Raw genomic sequence first — 17,144 nt, forward strand, 5'->3', positions numbered from 1 at the left:
GGGATCGTGTATCGACCGCGTCGTCTGCGCGCCACACCGGGTATGCGTCGCCTGGTCGCGGAGACCCGGCTGCACCCGGCCGACCTGGTGCTGCCGCTCTTCGTCAAGGAAGGGCTGACGGAGCCGGTCCCGCTCACGAGCATGCCCGGGCAGGTGCAGCACACCGAGGAATCCCTGGCGGGAGCGGTGCGGGCCGCCCGCGACGCCGGCCTGGGCGGCATCATGCTGTTCGGCATCCCCGCAGTGAAGGACGCGAACGGCTCCCAGGCCGACGCCGCAGACGGGATCCTGCAGCGGGCGCTGCGGACGTCGCGCGAGGTGCTGGACGACGTCCCCGCGGGTGCGGCCACCCCGGTGCTGATGGCCGACACGTGCCTCGACGAGTTCACCGACCACGGGCACTGCGGTGTCCTGACGTCCACAGGGGCTGTGGACAACGACGCGACCCTCGCCCGCTACGCGTCCATGGCGCTGGCGCAGGCGCGGGCCGGGGCGGACGTGATCTCACCGTCGGGCATGATGGACGGGCAGGTGGCGATGATCCGGGACGCCCTCGACGATGCTGGCCTGGTCGACACCAGCATCCTGGCCTACAGCGCCAAGTACGCGAGCGCGTTCTTCGGCCCGTTCCGGGAGGCCGTGGACTCGGAGCTCCGGGGCGACCGCATGACGTACCAGATGGACTTCGCCAACGGTCGCGAGGGCCTGCGGGAGGCGGACCTGGACCTCGCAGAGGGCGCCGACATGGTGCTGGTGAAGCCGGCCGGGTCGTACCTGGACGTGCTGCGCGCCGTCGCCGACCGGAGCGACGTGCCGGTGGCGGCGTACCAGGTGTCGGGCGAGTACGCGATGATCGAGGCGGCGGGCGCGAACGGCTGGATCGACCGCGACCGCGCGGTCCTGGAGTCGGTGACGAGCATCAAGCGAGCGGGCGCGGACGTGATCCTCACGTACTGGGCCCTGGAGCTGGCGGACTGGCTCCGCTGACCTCCGCGGAGTGCTGGGTATTCGTTGCCCCGCACGCACCCAGGCCGCAAGTACCCAGCACTCAACGAGAAGGACAGGCATGAGCGACGCGATCGAGACCCAGGGGCTGCGGCGGGAGCCCGAGCCGAACCACGCCGCCTTCCTGCGCGCGCAGGGCGCCATCCCGGGTGGTGTGAACTCGCCCGTGCGCGCATACCGCAGCGTGGGTGGCGACCCGCGGTTCCTCGCGTCGGCACGCGGCCCGTACGTCACCGACGTGGCGGGGCGCGAGTACGTGGACCTGGTGTGCTCGTGGGGTCCGGCGCTGCTGGGGCACGCGCACCCCGACGTCGTCGCGGCAGTCCAGGAGGCCGCCGCGCGCGGTCTGTCGTTCGGCGCCCCTACGGTCGCGGAGGTCGACCTCGCGGAGGAGGTCCGGCGCCGGGTGCCCGCCGCCGAGCGCGTCCGCCTCGTGTCCACCGGCACCGAGGCGACGATGACGGCGATCCGGCTCGCTCGTGGGTTCACGGGCCGCTCGCTGATCATCAAGTTCGCCGGCTGCTACCACGGGCACGTGGACGGGCTGCTGGCGGAGGCCGGATCGGGTGTGGCCACGCTCGCGCTGCCGGGGTCGGCCGGCGTCACCGAGGCAGCGGCGGCCGAGACGCTCGTGCTGCCCTACAACGACCTCGCGGCCGTCGAGGCGGCGTTCGCCCAGCGCGGCTCCGAGATCGCCGCGGTCATCACCGAGGCGTCGCCCGCGAACATGGGCGTGGTGCCGCCCAGCGAGGGGTTCAACGAAGGGCTCCGGCGGATCACGTCGACGCACGGTGCGCTGTTCATCATGGACGAGGTGCTCACCGGGTTCCGCGTGGGCCCGTCCGGCTGGTGGGGCGTCGAGAACGACGCCATCCGCGCCGCCGGGGGCGAGGGGTACACGCCCGACCTCTTCACGTTCGGCAAGGTCGTCGGCGGCGGCATGCCGGTAGCGGCCCTCGGCGGGCCGGCGGCGGTCATGGACCACCTCTCGCCCCTCGGTCCCGTCTACCAGGCAGGAACCCTCTCCGGTAACCCCGTCGCGGTCGCGTCCGGTCTCACGACCCTCCGCCTGGCCGACGACGCGGTGTACGCCCGGGTGGACGAGGTGGCCGCCACGCTGTCGAACGCGGTGGGCGACGCCCTGTCCGCCGCGGGTGTGGAGCACCGCGTGCAGCGGGCCGGCTCGCTGTTCTCGGTGTTCTTCGGTCCGCTGGCCGCGGCGTCGGGAGTGCGCGACTACGCGCAGGCCCAGGCGCAGGAGGGCTTCCGGTACACGGCCCTGTTCCACTCCATGCTGGAGTCGGGGATCAACCTGCCGCCGTCGGTCTTCGAGGCCTGGTTCGTGTCGGCCGCGCACGACGACGCCGCGGTGAACCGGATCCTGGAGGCGCTGCCCGCGGCAGCGAGGGCGGCAGCGGCCGCCCGCCCCTGAAGCCGCTCCCGTCGGGAACGCGGTGATGGGAGTTATGGGTAGGTCTATCCATCGACGCTGGTCCGGTCCCTTGGCATCCTTGGCCGGGACCTGACCAGCGCGAACGAGGGGGCGCCATGGGCGGCGAGCTGCTCAAGATCGACCTTGCGGAAGTCGACACGACTTCGGAGAAGCTGAGCTTCATCGCGGAGAACCTGCGGGGTGCGGTGAACGACGCCGCGACCGTGGCAGCAATGATCCCGCACGACGGGCTCGCAGGCTGCGTCGAGAAGTTCGGCGACGACTGGAACAAGGCCCGCGAGGAGATCATCGGCAAGGTCGAGGCGGCCCACGCGGCGGGCGAGCAGATCTTCAGGGCGTTCACGGACGTCGACGCGGAGCTGGCCGGCGCAATGGAGAGGAGCTGACGTGACCAGTCCTCACCAGGCCCTCGTCATGGCCGACGAGATCGCGGAGATCCCCGGCGACGCCGACGGCATCCTGGCGCAGGCCAAGAAGTACACGGACATGGCGGAGATCGTCTCCCGCGCAGCCCAGGACCTGCGGCTCATCACCGACAACCCGGAGCGGTACAGCGCCCTGTCGACCGACAAGTGGCTGGCCAAGACCGAAGAGGTGATCCCGAAGATCGAGCAGGTCAAGGGTCGCTACGAGGTGGCAGGCACCGAGCTCGCCGCGTTCGCCGGCGTCCTGTCGGAGGCACAGAGCACCGCCCGCAGCTCGGTCAACACCCGCAACAGCCACGTCGACGACTTGCAGCGGCTGCAGGGCCAGATCATGGAGGCGGGCGCGCAGCCGCTACCGCGGCCCGGCGACGACGGCCCGACCCCCGCCGAGGAGGTCAACCGCCTCGAGGGAGCAGCCGAGCCACACATCACCGCGATCACGAGTGCGCACTCCGCGTGGCAGACGGCGAAGGAGAACGTCGACGACCGCGCCGAGACCGCCGAGGAGGCGCTCAACGACGTCATCGACAATGACGGCCTCAGCGACGGCGTCCTGGACGAGATCACCAACGCCATCGACTCGTTCGTCGACTGGGCGGCCCCGGTCCTGAAGATCCTCAAGAACGTTCTCACCGTTCTGGCCGCGGTCGTCGGGATCCTCTCGATCTTCTTCCCGGTCCTCGCGCCACTCGCGCTCGCCCTCGCGGTGGCGACGTTCGCGCTGAGTCTCACGTTGGCGGCCACCGGTAACGGGACCTGGGCGGATGTCGCCTGGGATGCGGTCGGCCTGCTCTCGTTCGGTATCGGGGCAGCGGCGGGCGGCATGGTCAAGGGTGCCCGCTCGATGCTGCAGATGAACCGGACGATGCGGCTCACCCAGCTGGCGACCCGTCGGGGCACCGGCCTGAGCCGGGCGGTAGTTCAGCAGGGCGGACGAGTCAGCCGCAACTTCGACCGGGCGATGCGGCACGGCCTCCGGCTCGACGCGGACCCCAGACTCATGACCTACGTGCGGAACCCACGGCTGGCGGCTGACGTACTCAGGAACGGGAGCGTCGACGGCGCCCGGTTCGCACAGGTAGCACAGAACGCCACGCGCGGGCGGACCGGCGGAACTGACCTCATCCCGATGGCGAACGCCAACCTCGGGCGCTGGATGGAGAACGGAAACAACCTGCTGGGGGGAGTCGGCCTCAGCGGCTGGCAGGCGCACCAGGCGACGGGCGATCTGGTGGGAGCTGACGGGAAGTGAGTCGGACGACGCTGCAGCTCGCTGCCCGCACCGCGCGCAACCGCCTGTCCGGTCGACTCGCCCTCGGCGTCTTCATCTGGTGCCTCGCGTCACCGCTACCCGTCGGGGTGCTGAGCAACTTCGCGGGGTTCACCGATGTCATCGAATGGCACTGGTGGCTGCCCGCGGCGGCGCACGTGGTAGCCGTGGTCCTGAATCTTCCCACGCCGCGCATCCCCACCGAGCTCGTCCGCAAGCTGGATGATCCGGACGGGCTGCGTGTCGGAAGGCCCGCGATGTTCGGCTACGGCCTGGGCGCCGCGATCGTGGTCCAGGCCCAGCACATCGCCCTGACCTATGACGACCCCTGGCTCGCAGTCTTCGGGTCGGGGCCGTTCCCGGCCGTCGTACCGGCCGCCTGGGTCCTGCTCGCCTCCGCGGGACTCGTCGCGCTCCGTTCCCTCGCGGGAGCTCTCGGGTGGGTCCCGGACGCCTGGCAAGAGGTCACGGAGGACGACCTTCGCGCCAAGGGGGGTCGCCGGTGACGACGACGGCGACGACGCTCCACCTCCGGACGCTGTACTGGCTCACGTTCGTGGCGGCGGTGGTCTGTGTCATGGTCGGGGTGGTGCGCAACACCGCGGTGCACGGGCAGGACGCGTCGGGCATGGCGGCGGCCCCGTTCTATCCGGCTCTCGCGCTCGTCACCTGGCTCGTCGCCGCCGCCTACGGAGCGCACGTGATCGCGTGGCTCCGTGCACCGGCGAGCGCCCGCGACCGGATCACCGGAGTCCGCCCCGCGCGAATGGTGTTCGACGGTGGGCTCGGCGTGATCGTCACGGCGATCGTCACGGTGGCGCTCACGACCAACGATCCTGGCGACCCCGGGGCCGTCGTCCTGTGGCTGCGCTGGATCCCGGTACTTCTCGTGCTCCTGATCACCCTGTTCACGGCCATCGCCGGTGCGCGGCCAGCGGGCGACGCACCGGCCGACGACAGCACCGACAGCACCGACTCCGAGGGCAGCACATGACCACGACCGAACGCTCACGGCCCAGTCCCGCCTACGCCCTCATTCTCCCGCCAGGCTTCGTCCTGATCCCGACCCGCGGCGACGTCGCGGCCACGGTCCGGGCGAAGGTGCGTGCCCTGTACGACACGCTGGACGACCGCACACGGGGCCGGCTGGCGCTGGCCGAGCGCAAGCTGGCCGAGTACGCCACGAACGCCGGCCGACGGGGTGTCGTCGACATCGTCCTGCCGGTGAGCAACTACTGGAACGCGCCGCTGTCCATCGGCATGGGTTTCGGCCCGGCCCGCCCCGACACCGATCCCGGAGGGACGGTGGTGCGGACCCGGGCGGGCAGCGCGCTGCGCAGCGTCGACGAGCGCCCGAAGGTCCCCGAGTTCGAGACTGCCAAGGCACCCGACGGCTCGGCCATGGGTGATGGCAGGACCGTGTGGCGCACGGTGCACCATGTCTGGAAGACGCCGGACGCCGGCGCCGGCCTGCTGCTCGGGACGTTCTCGGTCTCGGGCGACGGTGACCCCGGGCTCGCGCCACTTGCCGACGCCCTGACGGAGCTCGGCGACACCATCATGGGTTCGCTCGCATGGACGGGCCTCGATGACGCCCCTCCCGCGGAGCCCGTGCAGGGGGGAGAGCAGTGAGCATCCACATCGATCTCGACACCTACCACTGGACGTCGGTACCCGAGGCCTATCCAGCCGGCGAGATCACCGGCCCGGAGGTCTGGGCGAGGCTGATCGCCGAGCTCGCGGCCGAGACGTGGGAGTACGACGAACGGACACGCTCCCAGCTCGAGGAGGAGCTCCTGCTGCACGCCGAGCGGCCCCGGGCCGGCGCGGAGCACCGGTTCATCATGATGGGCCTCCCCAACGCCGAATTCCTGTCCGTCGACGTGCACGAGCTGCCCCACACCGACGAGATCGACGACGACGTGCTGCTCGGCCTCCCGGACGAGCGCATGACCAGTCCCGCCGTCATCGAGCCGATCCAGGGGCGCCTGGGGAGCGGGCGTCGTGCCGTGCGGTACATGGCGGTGGCCGAGCTGGGCTACGACATCGTCGCCGGCGTCAACTGGGCGTGGCGCACCGCGGAGCAGGACGTCGTCGTCACGTTCGGCACGTCGAACCTCGTCCAGCTCGAGAGCGTCCTGCCCCTGATCGACGCGTTCGCCGCGTCGATCAGCTCCGGCGAGACCGATCCGGAGCCCGACGCCGCGAGCCGGTGAGCAGCGGCCCGCTGCGCTGTCGTCGCTGGTCCGGCACGCCAGGACCAGCGACGACAGCCCACCGGGATCAGGACGTCCGGATGTACCCGTTCGGGTTGAGCACGAACTTCTTCGCCGCCCCCTCGTCGAACGCCTGGTACCCCGTCGGTGCCTCCTCCAGCGGGATCGCCTGGGCGTTGACGGCCTTCGCGATCTCCACCTTGTCGTGGAGGATCGCCTTCATCAGGCCGCGGTGATACTTCATCACCGGGCACTGGCCGGTCGTGAACGTGTGGGACTTGGCCCAGCCCAGGCCCAGCCGCAGGGACAGCGAGCCGACCTTTCCCGCTTCGGTCGCCGCGCCGGGGTCGCCCGTGACGTACAGACCGGGGATGCCGAGCGAACCGCCCGCGTGGGTCACCTCCATGAGGCTGTTGAGCACCGCGGCCGGCTGTTCGGTCGAGGCATCGGCACCGTGCCCGCGGGCCTCGAAGCCCACGGCATCGACGCTGCAGTCGACCTCGGGCTCACCCAGGATCTGCGCGATCTGGTCGCCGACCGGCCCGGCGGAGACGTCGACCGTCTCGCAGCCGAACGACCGTGCCTGCGCCAGCCGGTCCGGGTTGAGATCGCCCACGATGACGACGGCCGCCCCCAGCAGGTGCGCCGACGCCGCGGCGGCCAGTCCCACCGGCCCAGCGCCCGCGACATACACCGTCGACCCGACCTCCACGCCCGCGCTCACACACCCGTGGAAGCCCGTGGGGAAGATGTCGCTGAGCATCGTCAGGTCCATGATCTTCTCGAGCGCCTGGTCGCGGTCAGGGAACCTGAGCGCGTTGAAGTCCGCGTACGGCACGAGGACGTACTCCGCCTGCCCGCCGACCCAGCCACCCATGTCGACGTACCCGTACGCCGACCCCGGCCGCTCGGGGTTGACGTTGAGGCAGATGCCGGTCCTGCGCTCCTTGCAGTTGCGGCATCGTCCGCACGCGATGTTGAACGGCACGGAGACGATGTCGCCGACGTCCAGGAACTCGACGTCGGAGCCCTTCTCGACCACCTCGCCGGTGATCTCGTGGCCAAGGATCAGGCCTGGCGGCGCGGTGGTACGGCCGCGGACCATGTGCTGGTCGGAGCCGCAGATGTTCGTCGCAACGGTCTTGAGGATCACGCCGTGCGGTACCTTCCGGCCCACGTTGGCCGGGTTGACCCCCGGGCCGTCCCGGAGCTCGAACGTCGGATAGTCGATGTCGACCACCTCGACCACCCCGGGTTCGCGGTAGGCGATGGCCTTGTTTCCAGGCATATCGGGTTACCCCTTCCAGATCGTCATTGAGCTGGGTGTCGGTCCCTTGTCACGCTACGCGCGATACCGGCAGGGCCGCACGCCGACGCCGGCCCTCAGCCCGGAGCGACCGCCGCCTCGGGCCAGGTGAACCACTCCACGGGCACGTCCTCGTCGAGACGGCGCACCTCGTGCTCGGCGAGGATCCCGGTGGTGAGCAGCCCGCGCGCCACCAGGCGCGCGACCAGTCCGGCGCCCGCCGGGCTGAAGTGCGTGTTGTCCTGCCGTTCCGGCAGAAAGACGCGCAGGCTCCCGTCCGGCCCGAGCTCCTGCCACAGCGCGAGGGTCTGCGCGGTGACGTCGATCAGACGCACGCCCTCGGCCGCGGCCAGCGCCCGCATGGCGTCGGGGTAGAACCCGTGGGACGCGGCGGCGTTGCCGTCGTCGTCGAACCGCCGGCGCGCCGCCGGGGTCAGCAGCACGGGCTCCGCGCCCCGCTCCCGCGCCGCGTCCAGGTAGCGACGCAGGTGGGACCGGTAGGAGGTCCACGGGTCGGTACCGATGAGCGGATCGGTCTTCTGGTCGTTGTGCCCGAACTGGACGAGCAGCAGGTCCCCGGGCCGCAGGTCGTCCACGATCGCGGCGAGGCGCCCCTCCGTGACGAAGCTCCGCGAGCTGCGGCCGTTCATCGCGTGGTTGGCCACCTCGATCCCGGGCGCCAGGAACCAGGGCAGCCCCATCCCCCAGCCCGTCTCGGGAGCGGCGACGGCGTACTTCTGCGCCGCGGTGGAATCGCCGGCGATGTGGATGCGTTGGGGCATGGGTTAGGCCTCTCGTACGGAAACCTGGATGATAGCGGCGTGGCCTGGGCACTTGACTCTTTACCCCGGAGGGGTATGTGATGGAGAGATGACCGAGGCGACGGAGACCACCGAGGCGGCAGCGGTCGCCGTCGGGCACCACGACCACCACGACGCGGACGGCTCGCACGAGGGTCCGCACGGCTACACGTCCGACAAGCCCGCGTACCTCAAGCGGATGCGCCGGATCGAGGGGCAGGTGCGCGGCATCGCGCGCATGATCGACGAGGACGAGTACTGCATCGACGTGCTCACCCAGGTCAGCGCGGTGACCAAGGCCCTGCAGGCCGTGAGTCTCGCGCTCGTCGAGGACCACCTGGGGCACTGCGTGGTGGACGCGGCCAAGGCGTCCGACGACGGGGGCGCCGCCAAGGTGAGGGAAGCCTCGGAGGCGATCGCCCGCCTCGTCCGCATGTGAAGCCCCACCCGCCGCGAACAGAGGAGATGCCATGACCACCGTGACCAAGCTGGCCGTGACCGGAATGACCTGCGGGCACTGCGTGTCCGCCGTGACCAACGAGCTCAAGGAGGTGCCGGACGTCCAGGACGTCAGCGTCGAGCTGCACGCCGGCGAGACCTCGCTGGTGCGCGTGATCTCCAAGCTGCCGCTCGCCGAGGCTCCCCTGCGGGACGCCGTGGACGAGGCGGGCTACGACGTGACCGACGTCGACGTGCTCGAGAACGCGGTCGCCGCCGAGTCCGCCGCTCAGGCCCCCGCCCGCCAGGCGAACCGGACGCTGCCCATCGTCTCGTCCTGATCGCGGGGGCGGCGCCCGCCGCCCCGCACATCGCCAGGCCGGTGGAGGACCTCCGCTGGGTAGCACCGACCAGCTTCGAGGAGAGTCCGTGACCACCGCAGAGGTAGAGCATCCCGTCGGCGAGGTAGAGCTCGCCGTGTCCGGGATGACGTGCGCCTCGTGCGTGGCCCGGGTCGAGCGCAAGCTCAACCGGCTCGACGGGGTGGCCGCCACCGTCAACCTGCCGCTGGAGTCCGCGCACGTCGTGCTCTCGACACAGGTCACCGACCAGGACCTGGTCGGTGCCGTCGAGTCGGCCGGGTACGAGGCGCGCGTGACACGGCGGCGGACCTCGGACGGGGACCGGGCACTCGGTGCGGACGCCGCACCGGGAACCGAGGCCCAGGGCGGCGGCGCCCCCGGTGCGGCCGTCGGTGCCGAGTACCGCGGTGCCGACCTGCTGCGCCGTCTGCGGGTCTCCGCGGTGCTGACGGCACCGGTGCTCCTGCTGTCGATGATCCCGGCGTTGTTCTTCCCGGGCAGCGAGTGGCTGGTCGCCGCCCTGGCGCTGCCCGTCGTCACCTGGGGTGCCTGGCCGTTCCACACCGCCGCCGCGCGCGCCGCGCGGCACGGGAGCTCCACGATGGACACCCTGGTGTCGATCGGTGTGCTCGCGGCGACCCTGTGGTCGCTGTGGATCCTGGTCGCCGACCTGGTCCGGCCCGCGGACGCCGGTCCGGGGCCCGGCCTCTACTTCGAGGTCGGCGCCGTGGTCACCACGTTCCTGCTGGCCGGCAGGTACGCCGAGCACCGGTCACGGCGCCGCGCGGGCGATGCGCTGCGCGCCCTCCTCAACCTCGGCGCCAAGGACGCGGAGCGCATCGCGCTCGGCCCGGACGGCACCCCGCTGCACCTGCCCGACGGTGGGTGGCGCACCACCGCGGTGCCCATCGCCGCCCTCCAGGTGGGGGACGTGTTCGCGGTGCGCCCCGGCGGTACGGTCGCCACGGACGGCACCGTGGTGGAGGGTGCCACCGCCCTCGACAGCTCCCTCGTGACCGGCGAACCGGTGCCGGTCGACGTGGCGCCCGGCGACGATGTCGTGGGCGGCACGGTGAGCACCTCCGGGCACCTGCTGGTGCGTGCCACGCGGGTGGGCGAGGACACGATGCTGTCCCGGATCGGGCGGCTCGTCGCTCAGGCCCAGACCGGCAAGGCGCCCGTTGCCCGGCTCGCGGACCGGATCTCGGCGGTCTTCGTACCGGTGGTGCTGGTGCTGGCCGTGCTCACCCTGGCGGCCTGGCTCACCGTGACCGGCGACGCCGAGGCCGCGTTCACCGCCGCCGTCGCCGTGCTGATCATCGCGTGCCCCTGTGCGCTCGGACTGGCCACCCCCACCGCGATCCTGGTCGGCACGGGCCGCGGCGCCCAGCTCGGCGTGCTGATCCGGGGGCCGGAGATCCTGGAGAGCACGCGGCGCGTCGACACCGTGGTGCTGGACAAGACCGGCACCGTGACCGAGGGCCGCATGCGCGTGGTCGACGTGTGGGGCACCGGCACCCGGCAGCAGCCGGGCGTGCGACCACCCGCCGAGGCGGTCGACACCGCCGACGACGCCAACCACCTCACCGACGCGCCCGACGTGCTCCGGTACGCCGCCGCCGTCGAGTCGCTGAGCGAGCACCCGATCGCGCAGGCGATCACCGCGGCGGGGCGCGCGGCCGCCGAGCCGGACACCGAGTCCCCACTGGAGGTCATGGGCTTCGTCGCGCACGCGGGCGGCGGGGTCGAGGGCCTGGTGCGCCGCTCACACTCCGGGCTCGCACCGGGCGGTGCGCTGAACACGCGCCGCGTCCTGGTGGGCCGGCCCGTCTGGCTCGCGGAACAGGGTGTGACGGTCCCGGAGGAGGTACGCACCGCCGTCGCGCAGCAGGAGGAGGCGGGAGCCACGGCCGTGGCCGTGGCCTGGAACGGCACCGCCGGCGGGGTGATCGCGCTGCGGGACCCGGCCAAGCCGACGTCGGCCCGTGCGGTGGCCGAGCTCCAGGAGCTCGGCCTGCGCCCCTACCTGCTCACCGGGGACTCCCCGGGGGCTGCCCGCGTGGCCGCACTGGCCGTCGGCATCCCCGTCGCCGACGTCATCGCCCGGGTGCTGCCCGCCGACAAGGCCTCCGTGGTCGCTCGGCTCCAGGCGGAGGGGCACACGGTGGCGATGGTGGGCGACGGTGTGAACGACGCCGCCGCCCTCGCCACCGCCGACCTCGGTCTGGCGATGGGCACCGGCACCGATGTCGCCATCGAGGCGAGCGATATCACGCTGGTCCGCGGTGACCTGCGGGCCGCCGCGAGCGCCGTGCGCCTGTCCCGGAAGACTCTGCGGGTCATCAAGCAGAACCTGTTCTGGGCGTTCGCGTACAACGTCGCGGCGATCCCGCTGGCGGCGGCCGGCCTGCTCAGCCCGATGATCGCGGGCGGGGCGATGGCGGCGAGCAGCCTCCTGGTGGTGACGAACTCCCTCCGCCTCCGCAACACGCTCTGACCCTCAGCGGAAGCGGCGGCCCTCGTCGTTGCGGTAGGCCGCCACGGCCAGCACGGCGAACAGCACGGTCCAGCCGGCCAGGATCGGGAGGGCCAGGGCGTAGGCCTCCGCCCCCGTGGTGGCCTGGACCAGCAGGTCACGGCCGGCGCGGGCGGGCGTGAGCTGCGAGATCGTGTTCAGCCAGCCGGGGAACATCTGGGGCGGCAGGAACAGTCCACCCGCGAAGGCCATCGGGAACAGGACGACCTGCACCACGGGCAGGGCGGCCTTGGCCGACAGCGCGTATCCGATGGCCATGCCCAGCAGCACGAACGGTGCGGAGACGGCGAGGATGGTCCCGATGCCCGCGAGGAGCTGCGCCGGCGTCACGGTGGCCGCCGTGAACAGCCAGGCGATGAGGATCAGCGGCAGGAGGCCGAACAGCGAGAAGATCCCGCCGTTCAGCACACGCGCCACCATCTGGGGTCCGGGCCCGGCGGGCAGCGACCGGAGGAACGGGTAGAACGGCAGCTGGCGGTCCTCGGCCACGCCGAGCCCGTACGTGAACAGGCTCGCTGAGCACACCGCGAACAGGCTGAGGCCGGCGACGGCGGTGGTCGCGAACTCGGGGTTGTCCGCGACCACGGGCTGCGGCACGACGAAGAAGAACATGGACAGTGCAGGGAACAGCATGTTCCCGAGCACCGCGATGGGGATCCGGACGGTCTCCAGGAACTGGTACTTCAGGTGGAGCCAGGAGAGGGTGAGGAAGGGCCGGGTGTACCCGCCGGCGGCCGGTCCAGCGGGCGGGTCGGTGACCGCTCGCTCCGTCCGTGCGGTGGTGGTCGTGCTGGTCGCCTCGCTCATCGGCCTGCTCCTTCCGTGGCCGTGGTCGTGGCCGTGCCCTCGTGGCCGACGAGCTGCCCGAACGCCTCCTCCAGCGACGCGCCCTGGATCTCCAGGTCGCGGAACTCGGCGCCGGACGTGACGAGGTCACGCACGAAGGCGTCCGAGTCGGGGACGAGGTGTTCCTGCCGCACCCACCCGTCCGGCGTCGAGGTCGTCCGGGTGGCCGGGGCACCCGGCACGTCGGCCCCGCGGGTGGTCAGCTGCACCCTGCGCATGCCCACGCGGTTCAGGACGGCCGTCAGCGAGTCGTCAGCGAGCACCTTGCCGTGGTCGATCACGACCACGCGTTCGGCGAGGGCCTGTACCTCCTCCAGGTAGTGCGAGGTGAGCAGCACGGTGCCGCCGCCGGCGTGGTACTCGCGGATGGCGTCCCACAGTGCGGTGCGGCCGGACACGTCGAGCCCGGTCGTCGGCTCGTCGAGCAGCACGACGCTCGGCCGGCCCACGAGCGACAGCGCGACGGCGAGCCGGCGCTTCTGCCCGCCGGACAGCGAGCCGGTCTGGCGTCTGCCCAGGTCGGCAAGCCCGAACTGCTCCAGCAGCTCGGCCGTCGGCACCGGGTCGGGATAGTGGCCGCCCACGAAGTCGACCACCTCGCGCACCCGCAGCGTCGGGGGCAGCCCTGTCTCCTGCGGGGTGAGGCCGAGCACGGTGCGCGCCCGGGGGTCGCGCGGGTCGCGACCGCCGAGGCGCACGGCACCGGAGTCGGGCCGTCGCTGGCCGCTGACCAGCGACAGCAGCGTGGACTTGCCGGCCCCGTTGGGGCCGAGCATGCCCACCAGCTCGCCGTGCCCCACCTCCACCGAGACGTCGTCGAGGGCGACGACGTCGCCGAAGCGCCGTGTCACGCCCCTGACCTCTACCGCGCTCATCCGTGTGCTCCCTTCAGCAGGTCCATCAGTGCCGCCTGGTAGTCCGCGAACGCGGTGCGGCCGGTATCGGTGAGGGCGAGGTACGTCGCGGGCATCCTGCCCTCGTGCGTCTTGGTGACCCGCACGTACCCGGCGTCCTCCAGCTTGCGCAGGTGGGTCGACAGGTTTCCGGCGGTCATGTCGAGCAGCTTGCGCAGCTTCGGGAAGGCCACCTCGTCGCCGCGGCCCAGCGCCGCGAGCGCCGCCACCACCCGCAGCCGGGCCGGGGCGTGGATCACGGGGTCGAGCTCGTCAGGCACTCCGTACACCGCCCTGCGGCCGTGCGGCGGTTCGGGGCGACCGACGGCGGGTGCGGATGACCTGCTCCACCACGACCATGGTGAGGAACCCGCCACCGCCCGCCACGGCCATCACGAGGTAGGTGTTCGGCATCCCGGCGAGCGCCGCGAGACAGGCGGTGACCAGCATCCACGCGCCGACGGCGTACATCCGGTTCTCCTCGAAGAGGAGGCCGCCGGCGATGTACATGAGACCGACGATGAGGCAGGCGACGCCGTTGGCGGCGATCGCCATCACCTCGGAGGACGCGCCGGCGTCGCCCAGGGCACCGAGGAGCACCCCGAAGGTCGTGAACGCCAGGAACCAGGTCCACCCGTACAGGGCGCCGGTGCGGGCGCTCGCTCCGCGGGTGCCGGCGGTCCGCGCGATGCTGTGCACGATGGTGAACGCCATCGCGCCGACGATGCAGCCGCCGAGCACCCACCCGGCCCAGCGTTCAGGGGTGCCCGTGTCGCGGGCTGTGATCCACATAGTCAGGTACCCGATCAGCCACGCGAGTCCCCAGGCCGCGAACAACAGGCGGCCGTCGGGCTCCGTGGCGTCCCGGGCCGCCTCCTGCTGCTGCCGGATCATCCGGAGCGTCTCCGCGGGGCCCAGCTCGCCGTCGGGCACGGTCTCGGGGTCGCCACCTGCTGGAGCCCGCTCGCCCGCCGGGTTGTCGTCCGTCATCGTCCCCACCTCGTCGTTTGGTTTGTACTGCAAACTACTTTGCCGTGCACGCCAGGAGAATGCAAGGAAGTTCCGGTGTGGTCGGCAGGATGTCAGGAGATCGGTAGCCCGAGCTGCCGACCTCCTGACGAACTGCCGAACGGATTCGCCCTGGAGACGGCCGCACCGGTCGGGGTAGGTTCCCCGCGTGACGGACGACGAGAAGACGACGCAGACCGACGCAGCGACGCCGACGGCCCCGAAGGAGCCGAAGCGGCCCGAGCCCGCCGACGACCTGGTGACCACGAGCCACACCCTGCACACCCCGCAGGGTGACCTCGCCTACACGGCCACGACCGGCCGGGTCGTGCTGCGCCAGGAGGTCCTGACCGAGGACAAGTACGACGGCCGCAAGGCGAAGGCCGAGGTCTCGATCACCTACTACACGCTCGACTCGTCGACGGGTCCGGGCGACTCCGACATCGACGTGACGCGCCGCCCCGTGACGTTCGCGTTCAACGGCGGCCCGGGATCGTCGTCGGTGTGGCTGCACCTGGGTCTGCTCGGCCCGCGCCGGGTCGACTCGGGTGACGTCGACGACCTCACCCCGCCCCCGTACGGCCTGGTCGACAACCTGGAGACCCTGCTGCACGTCTCCGACCTCGTGTTCATCGACCCCGTCTCCACGGGCTTCTCCCGCGCCACCGAGGGCGAGCAGGCGAAGCCGTTCCACGGGTTCACGGGCGACCTGGAGTCCGTCGGCGAGATCATCCGCCTGTGGACCAGCCGCAACGACCGGTGGATGAGCCCCAAGTACCTGATCGGCGAGTCGTACGGCGGAACCCGCGGCGCGGCCCTCGCCGAGTACCTGCAGCAGCGCTTCGGCATGTTCTTCAACGGCGTCATGCTGGTGGCACCCGCACTGAACCTGGAGGCGCTGTTCGACGGCGAGCACTCCAACCTGCCGCACCCGCTGTTCCTGCCGCTCTACGCCGCGACGGCGCAGTACCACGGCCTGCTCGGCGACCGGACGCTGGACGACGTGGTGGCGGAGGCCCGGGACTGGGCCGGCACCTACGCCTCCGTCCTGGCCCGCGGAGCCCGCGTGCCCGACGACGAGCGCGCCGCCGCCGTCACGAAGATCGCCTCGCTGACCGGGCTGAGCGAGGACTACGTCGACCGGGCCAACCTGCGGCTCGAGCACACCCGCGTCTACGCGGAGCTGCTGCGCTCGCGCCGCCTCGTGACGGGCCGCCTCGACACCCGGTTCACCGGGCCTGCCGACCACTACATCCACGAGCAGATGCCGTACGACCCGTTCATGACCGCCATCGCCGGGCCGTACACGGCGGCGCTGCACCACTACCTGCGGGGCGAGCTCGGGTACGAGCACGACGCGGTCTACGAGGTGCTGTCCCGCCACGTGCACCCGTGGTCCTACAAGGAGTTCGAGGGCCAGGCCGTCGACGTCGCCGACAAGCTCGCCACCGCGATGATCATCAACCCGCACCTGCGGGTCCACATCGCCATGGGCCGGTACGACGGCGGTGTCCCCGTCGAGGCGATCGAGTACAGCCTCGACCAGATGGCGATCCCGGCGTCCTACCGCGACCGCATCGAGACGCGGGTGTACCCGGCCGGACACATGATGTACGTCCACCCGGAGTCGCGGACCGCGCAGGCGGCCGACCTCGCGGACTTCGTGCGTCGTACGTCCCACCGCCACTGACCCGGCTCCCCGGCCGCCGCTGAGCGCAGGTGCGGCCCGTGCTCAGCGGCGGCTGCTATAAACGGGCCGTGTCCTCCAACCGTCGCGTCGCCGCCGAGGTGTGGATCGTGCTCGGGCTCAGCCTGGGCCAGTCCGCGGTGTACGCCCTCGTCAATATCGCGGCCCGGCTCACCGCCGGCACGCCGCTGGCCGAGCAGACCGCCACGCTCAACGCGAGCCAGTCCGAGCGCCCGTACCTGGACCTCGTGTACCAGCTGCTGAGCATCGGGTTCGCCCTGGTCCCGGTGGCGCTGGCCCTGTACCTGCTCAGCGGGCAGGGCCGCAGCGCCGTCCGCAGCCTCGGCCTGGACGGTAGCCGGCCCGGCCGCGACCTCGGGTGGGGCGTGGTCCTCGCTGCCGCGATCGGCATCCCGGGCCTCGCGTTCTACGCCCTCGGTCGGGCGCTCGGCATCACCGTCGAGGTGCAGGCCAGCGCCCTGGACGTCCACTGGTGGACCGTCCCGGTGCTCCTGCTCAGCGCGTTCCAGAACGGCGTGGTCGAAGAGGTGATCGCCGTGGGCTACCTCTACGAACGTACCCGGCAGCTCGGCTGGAACCGGGTGAAGTTCATCGTGGCCAGCTCGCTCCTGCGCGGGTCGTACCACCTGTACCAGGGCATCGGGCCGTTCCTGGGGAACGTGGTCATGGGCGTCGTCTTCTCGTGGTTCTACACCTCACCGAGGTTCCAGGCCGAGGGACGGCGCCGCGTCATACCGCTGATCGTCGCCCACACGCTGCTCGACGTGGTGGCCTTCGTCGGCTACGCGCTGGTGCCGGCGGAATGGCGCGAGGCACTGGGGATCCGGTGAGCGCGGTGCGGCAGACCCAAGGGGCGCCCGCGACCTGACCCGGATATA

The 17,144-nt window shown here is 71.7% G+C and carries 19 protein-coding genes; 13 read left to right on the plus strand and 6 right to left on the minus strand.

The window, feature by feature from the left end:
- Positions 1–42: 42 nt before the first annotated feature.
- The 8 genes from hemB (at position 43) to ACFSL2_RS16510 (ending at position 6,369) form a co-directional block, all read left to right on the plus strand.
- Positions 43–987, plus strand: coding sequence for a porphobilinogen synthase (gene hemB / locus ACFSL2_RS16475; protein ID WP_377200840.1), 945 nt, complete (start codon positions 43–45; stop codon positions 985–987).
- 79 nt (positions 988–1,066) lie between these two features.
- On the plus strand, positions 1,067–2,437 hold the full coding sequence (gene hemL / locus ACFSL2_RS16480) for a glutamate-1-semialdehyde 2,1-aminomutase (protein ID WP_377198873.1): 1,371 nt from the start codon (positions 1,067–1,069) through the stop codon (positions 2,435–2,437).
- 116 nt (positions 2,438–2,553) lie between these two features.
- On the plus strand, positions 2,554–2,844 hold the full coding sequence (locus tag ACFSL2_RS16485; RefSeq protein WP_377198874.1) for a hypothetical protein: 291 nt from the start codon (positions 2,554–2,556) through the stop codon (positions 2,842–2,844).
- Position 2,845: 1 nt separating this feature from the next.
- Complete coding sequence (locus ACFSL2_RS16490; protein ID WP_377198875.1) at positions 2,846–4,135, plus strand: hypothetical protein; 1,290 nt, start codon at positions 2,846–2,848, stop codon at positions 4,133–4,135.
- The gene (locus ACFSL2_RS16495) at positions 4,132–4,659 is read left to right on the plus strand and encodes a hypothetical protein (protein ID WP_377198876.1); all 528 of its coding nucleotides are present in this window, start codon (positions 4,132–4,134) and stop codon (positions 4,657–4,659) included. Before ACFSL2_RS16490 ends, ACFSL2_RS16495 begins: the two co-directional genes overlap by 4 nt.
- Positions 4,656–5,147: a hypothetical protein gene (locus ACFSL2_RS16500; RefSeq protein ID WP_377198877.1), complete on the plus strand. Its 492-nt coding sequence runs from the start codon at positions 4,656–4,658 to the stop codon at positions 5,145–5,147. Before ACFSL2_RS16495 ends, ACFSL2_RS16500 begins: the two co-directional genes overlap by 4 nt.
- Positions 5,144–5,785 carry a hypothetical protein gene (locus ACFSL2_RS16505; RefSeq protein WP_377198878.1) on the plus strand — a complete coding sequence of 214 codons (642 nt, stop codon included), beginning with the start codon at positions 5,144–5,146 and terminating at the stop codon, positions 5,783–5,785. The genes ACFSL2_RS16500 and ACFSL2_RS16505 overlap by 4 nt, the downstream gene beginning before the upstream one ends.
- Positions 5,782–6,369 (plus strand): hypothetical protein, encoded by a 588-nt coding sequence (locus ACFSL2_RS16510; RefSeq protein WP_377198879.1) that lies wholly within the window; start codon positions 5,782–5,784, stop codon positions 6,367–6,369. The genes ACFSL2_RS16505 and ACFSL2_RS16510 overlap by 4 nt, the downstream gene beginning before the upstream one ends.
- 67 nt (positions 6,370–6,436) lie before the next feature.
- Here ACFSL2_RS16510 and fdhA read toward each other — a convergent pair whose 3' ends face one another.
- On the minus strand, positions 6,437–7,657 hold the full coding sequence (gene fdhA / locus ACFSL2_RS16515) for a formaldehyde dehydrogenase, glutathione-independent (RefSeq protein WP_377198880.1): 1,221 nt from the start codon (positions 7,655–7,657) through the stop codon (positions 6,437–6,439).
- Between the two features lie 95 nt (positions 7,658–7,752).
- Positions 7,753–8,457, minus strand: coding sequence for a rhamnogalacturonan acetylesterase (locus ACFSL2_RS16520; RefSeq protein ID WP_377198881.1), 705 nt, complete (start codon positions 8,455–8,457; stop codon positions 7,753–7,755).
- A gap of 88 nt (positions 8,458–8,545) precedes the next feature.
- Between ACFSL2_RS16520 and ACFSL2_RS16525 the strand changes: the two genes are divergently transcribed.
- The 3 genes from ACFSL2_RS16525 (at position 8,546) to ACFSL2_RS16535 (ending at position 11,772) form a co-directional block, all read left to right on the plus strand.
- Positions 8,546–8,914 (plus strand): metal-sensitive transcriptional regulator, encoded by a 369-nt coding sequence (locus ACFSL2_RS16525; protein WP_377198882.1) that lies wholly within the window; start codon positions 8,546–8,548, stop codon positions 8,912–8,914.
- Between the two features lie 31 nt (positions 8,915–8,945).
- Positions 8,946–9,254 carry a heavy-metal-associated domain-containing protein gene (locus ACFSL2_RS16530; protein ID WP_377198883.1) on the plus strand — a complete coding sequence of 103 codons (309 nt, stop codon included), beginning with the start codon at positions 8,946–8,948 and terminating at the stop codon, positions 9,252–9,254.
- Between the two features lie 88 nt (positions 9,255–9,342).
- Positions 9,343–11,772 (plus strand): heavy metal translocating P-type ATPase, encoded by a 2,430-nt coding sequence (locus ACFSL2_RS16535; protein WP_377198884.1) that lies wholly within the window; start codon positions 9,343–9,345, stop codon positions 11,770–11,772.
- 3 nt (positions 11,773–11,775) lie between these two features.
- On the opposite strand, the gene ACFSL2_RS16540 is transcribed toward ACFSL2_RS16535, so the two are convergent.
- From ACFSL2_RS16540 to ACFSL2_RS16555, 4 genes are read right to left on the minus strand one after another with little or no spacing between them, the layout of a single operon-like run.
- On the minus strand, positions 11,776–12,618 hold the full coding sequence (locus ACFSL2_RS16540) for an ABC transporter permease (RefSeq protein ID WP_377198885.1): 843 nt from the start codon (positions 12,616–12,618) through the stop codon (positions 11,776–11,778).
- Positions 12,615–13,532: an ABC transporter ATP-binding protein gene (locus ACFSL2_RS16545; protein ID WP_377198886.1), complete on the minus strand. Its 918-nt coding sequence runs from the start codon at positions 13,530–13,532 to the stop codon at positions 12,615–12,617. Before ACFSL2_RS16545 ends, ACFSL2_RS16540 begins: the two co-directional genes overlap by 4 nt.
- The gene (locus ACFSL2_RS16550; protein ID WP_377198887.1) at positions 13,529–13,840 is read right to left on the minus strand and encodes a transcriptional regulator; all 312 of its coding nucleotides are present in this window, start codon (positions 13,838–13,840) and stop codon (positions 13,529–13,531) included. The genes ACFSL2_RS16545 and ACFSL2_RS16550 overlap by 4 nt, the downstream gene beginning before the upstream one ends.
- Positions 13,824–14,540 (minus strand): hypothetical protein, encoded by a 717-nt coding sequence (locus ACFSL2_RS16555; protein WP_377198888.1) that lies wholly within the window; start codon positions 14,538–14,540, stop codon positions 13,824–13,826. The genes ACFSL2_RS16550 and ACFSL2_RS16555 overlap by 17 nt, the downstream gene beginning before the upstream one ends.
- 187 nt (positions 14,541–14,727) lie before the next feature.
- Between ACFSL2_RS16555 and ACFSL2_RS16560 the strand changes: the two genes are divergently transcribed.
- Positions 14,728–16,248 carry a S10 family peptidase gene (locus tag ACFSL2_RS16560; RefSeq protein ID WP_377198889.1) on the plus strand — a complete coding sequence of 507 codons (1,521 nt, stop codon included), beginning with the start codon at positions 14,728–14,730 and terminating at the stop codon, positions 16,246–16,248.
- A 68-nt stretch (positions 16,249–16,316) separates the two neighbouring features.
- Positions 16,317–17,096 (plus strand): CPBP family intramembrane glutamic endopeptidase, encoded by a 780-nt coding sequence (locus tag ACFSL2_RS16565; protein WP_377198890.1) that lies wholly within the window; start codon positions 16,317–16,319, stop codon positions 17,094–17,096.
- Positions 17,097–17,144 lie beyond the last annotated feature (48 nt).

The sequence above is a fragment of the Promicromonospora aerolata genome (genome assembly GCF_042682255.1).
Classification (GTDB): Bacteria; Actinomycetota; Actinomycetes; order Actinomycetales; family Cellulomonadaceae; genus Promicromonospora; species Promicromonospora aerolata.

Excerpts from the sequence above, each read along its gene's own strand:
- hemB (WP_377200840.1), top strand. The coding sequence starts at position 43 with ATGCGTCGCCTGGTCGCGGAGACCCGGCTGCACCCGGCCGACCTGGTG.
- hemL (WP_377198873.1), top strand. The coding sequence starts at position 1,067 with ATGAGCGACGCGATCGAGACCCAGGGGCTGCGGCGGGAGCCCGAGCCG.
- ACFSL2_RS16485 (WP_377198874.1), top strand. The coding sequence starts at position 2,554 with ATGGGCGGCGAGCTGCTCAAGATCGACCTTGCGGAAGTCGACACGACT.
- ACFSL2_RS16505 (WP_377198878.1), top strand. The coding sequence starts at position 5,144 with ATGACCACGACCGAACGCTCACGGCCCAGTCCCGCCTACGCCCTCATT.
- fdhA (WP_377198880.1), bottom strand. The coding sequence starts at position 7,657 with ATGCCTGGAAACAAGGCCATCGCCTACCGCGAACCCGGGGTGGTCGAG.
- ACFSL2_RS16520 (WP_377198881.1), bottom strand. The coding sequence starts at position 8,457 with ATGCCCCAACGCATCCACATCGCCGGCGATTCCACCGCGGCGCAGAAG.
- ACFSL2_RS16525 (WP_377198882.1), top strand. The coding sequence starts at position 8,546 with ATGACCGAGGCGACGGAGACCACCGAGGCGGCAGCGGTCGCCGTCGGG.
- ACFSL2_RS16530 (WP_377198883.1), top strand. The coding sequence starts at position 8,946 with ATGACCACCGTGACCAAGCTGGCCGTGACCGGAATGACCTGCGGGCAC.
- ACFSL2_RS16540 (WP_377198885.1), bottom strand. The coding sequence starts at position 12,618 with ATGAGCGAGGCGACCAGCACGACCACCACCGCACGGACGGAGCGAGCG.
- ACFSL2_RS16545 (WP_377198886.1), bottom strand. The coding sequence starts at position 13,532 with ATGAGCGCGGTAGAGGTCAGGGGCGTGACACGGCGCTTCGGCGACGTC.
- ACFSL2_RS16555 (WP_377198888.1), bottom strand. The coding sequence starts at position 14,540 with ATGACGGACGACAACCCGGCGGGCGAGCGGGCTCCAGCAGGTGGCGAC.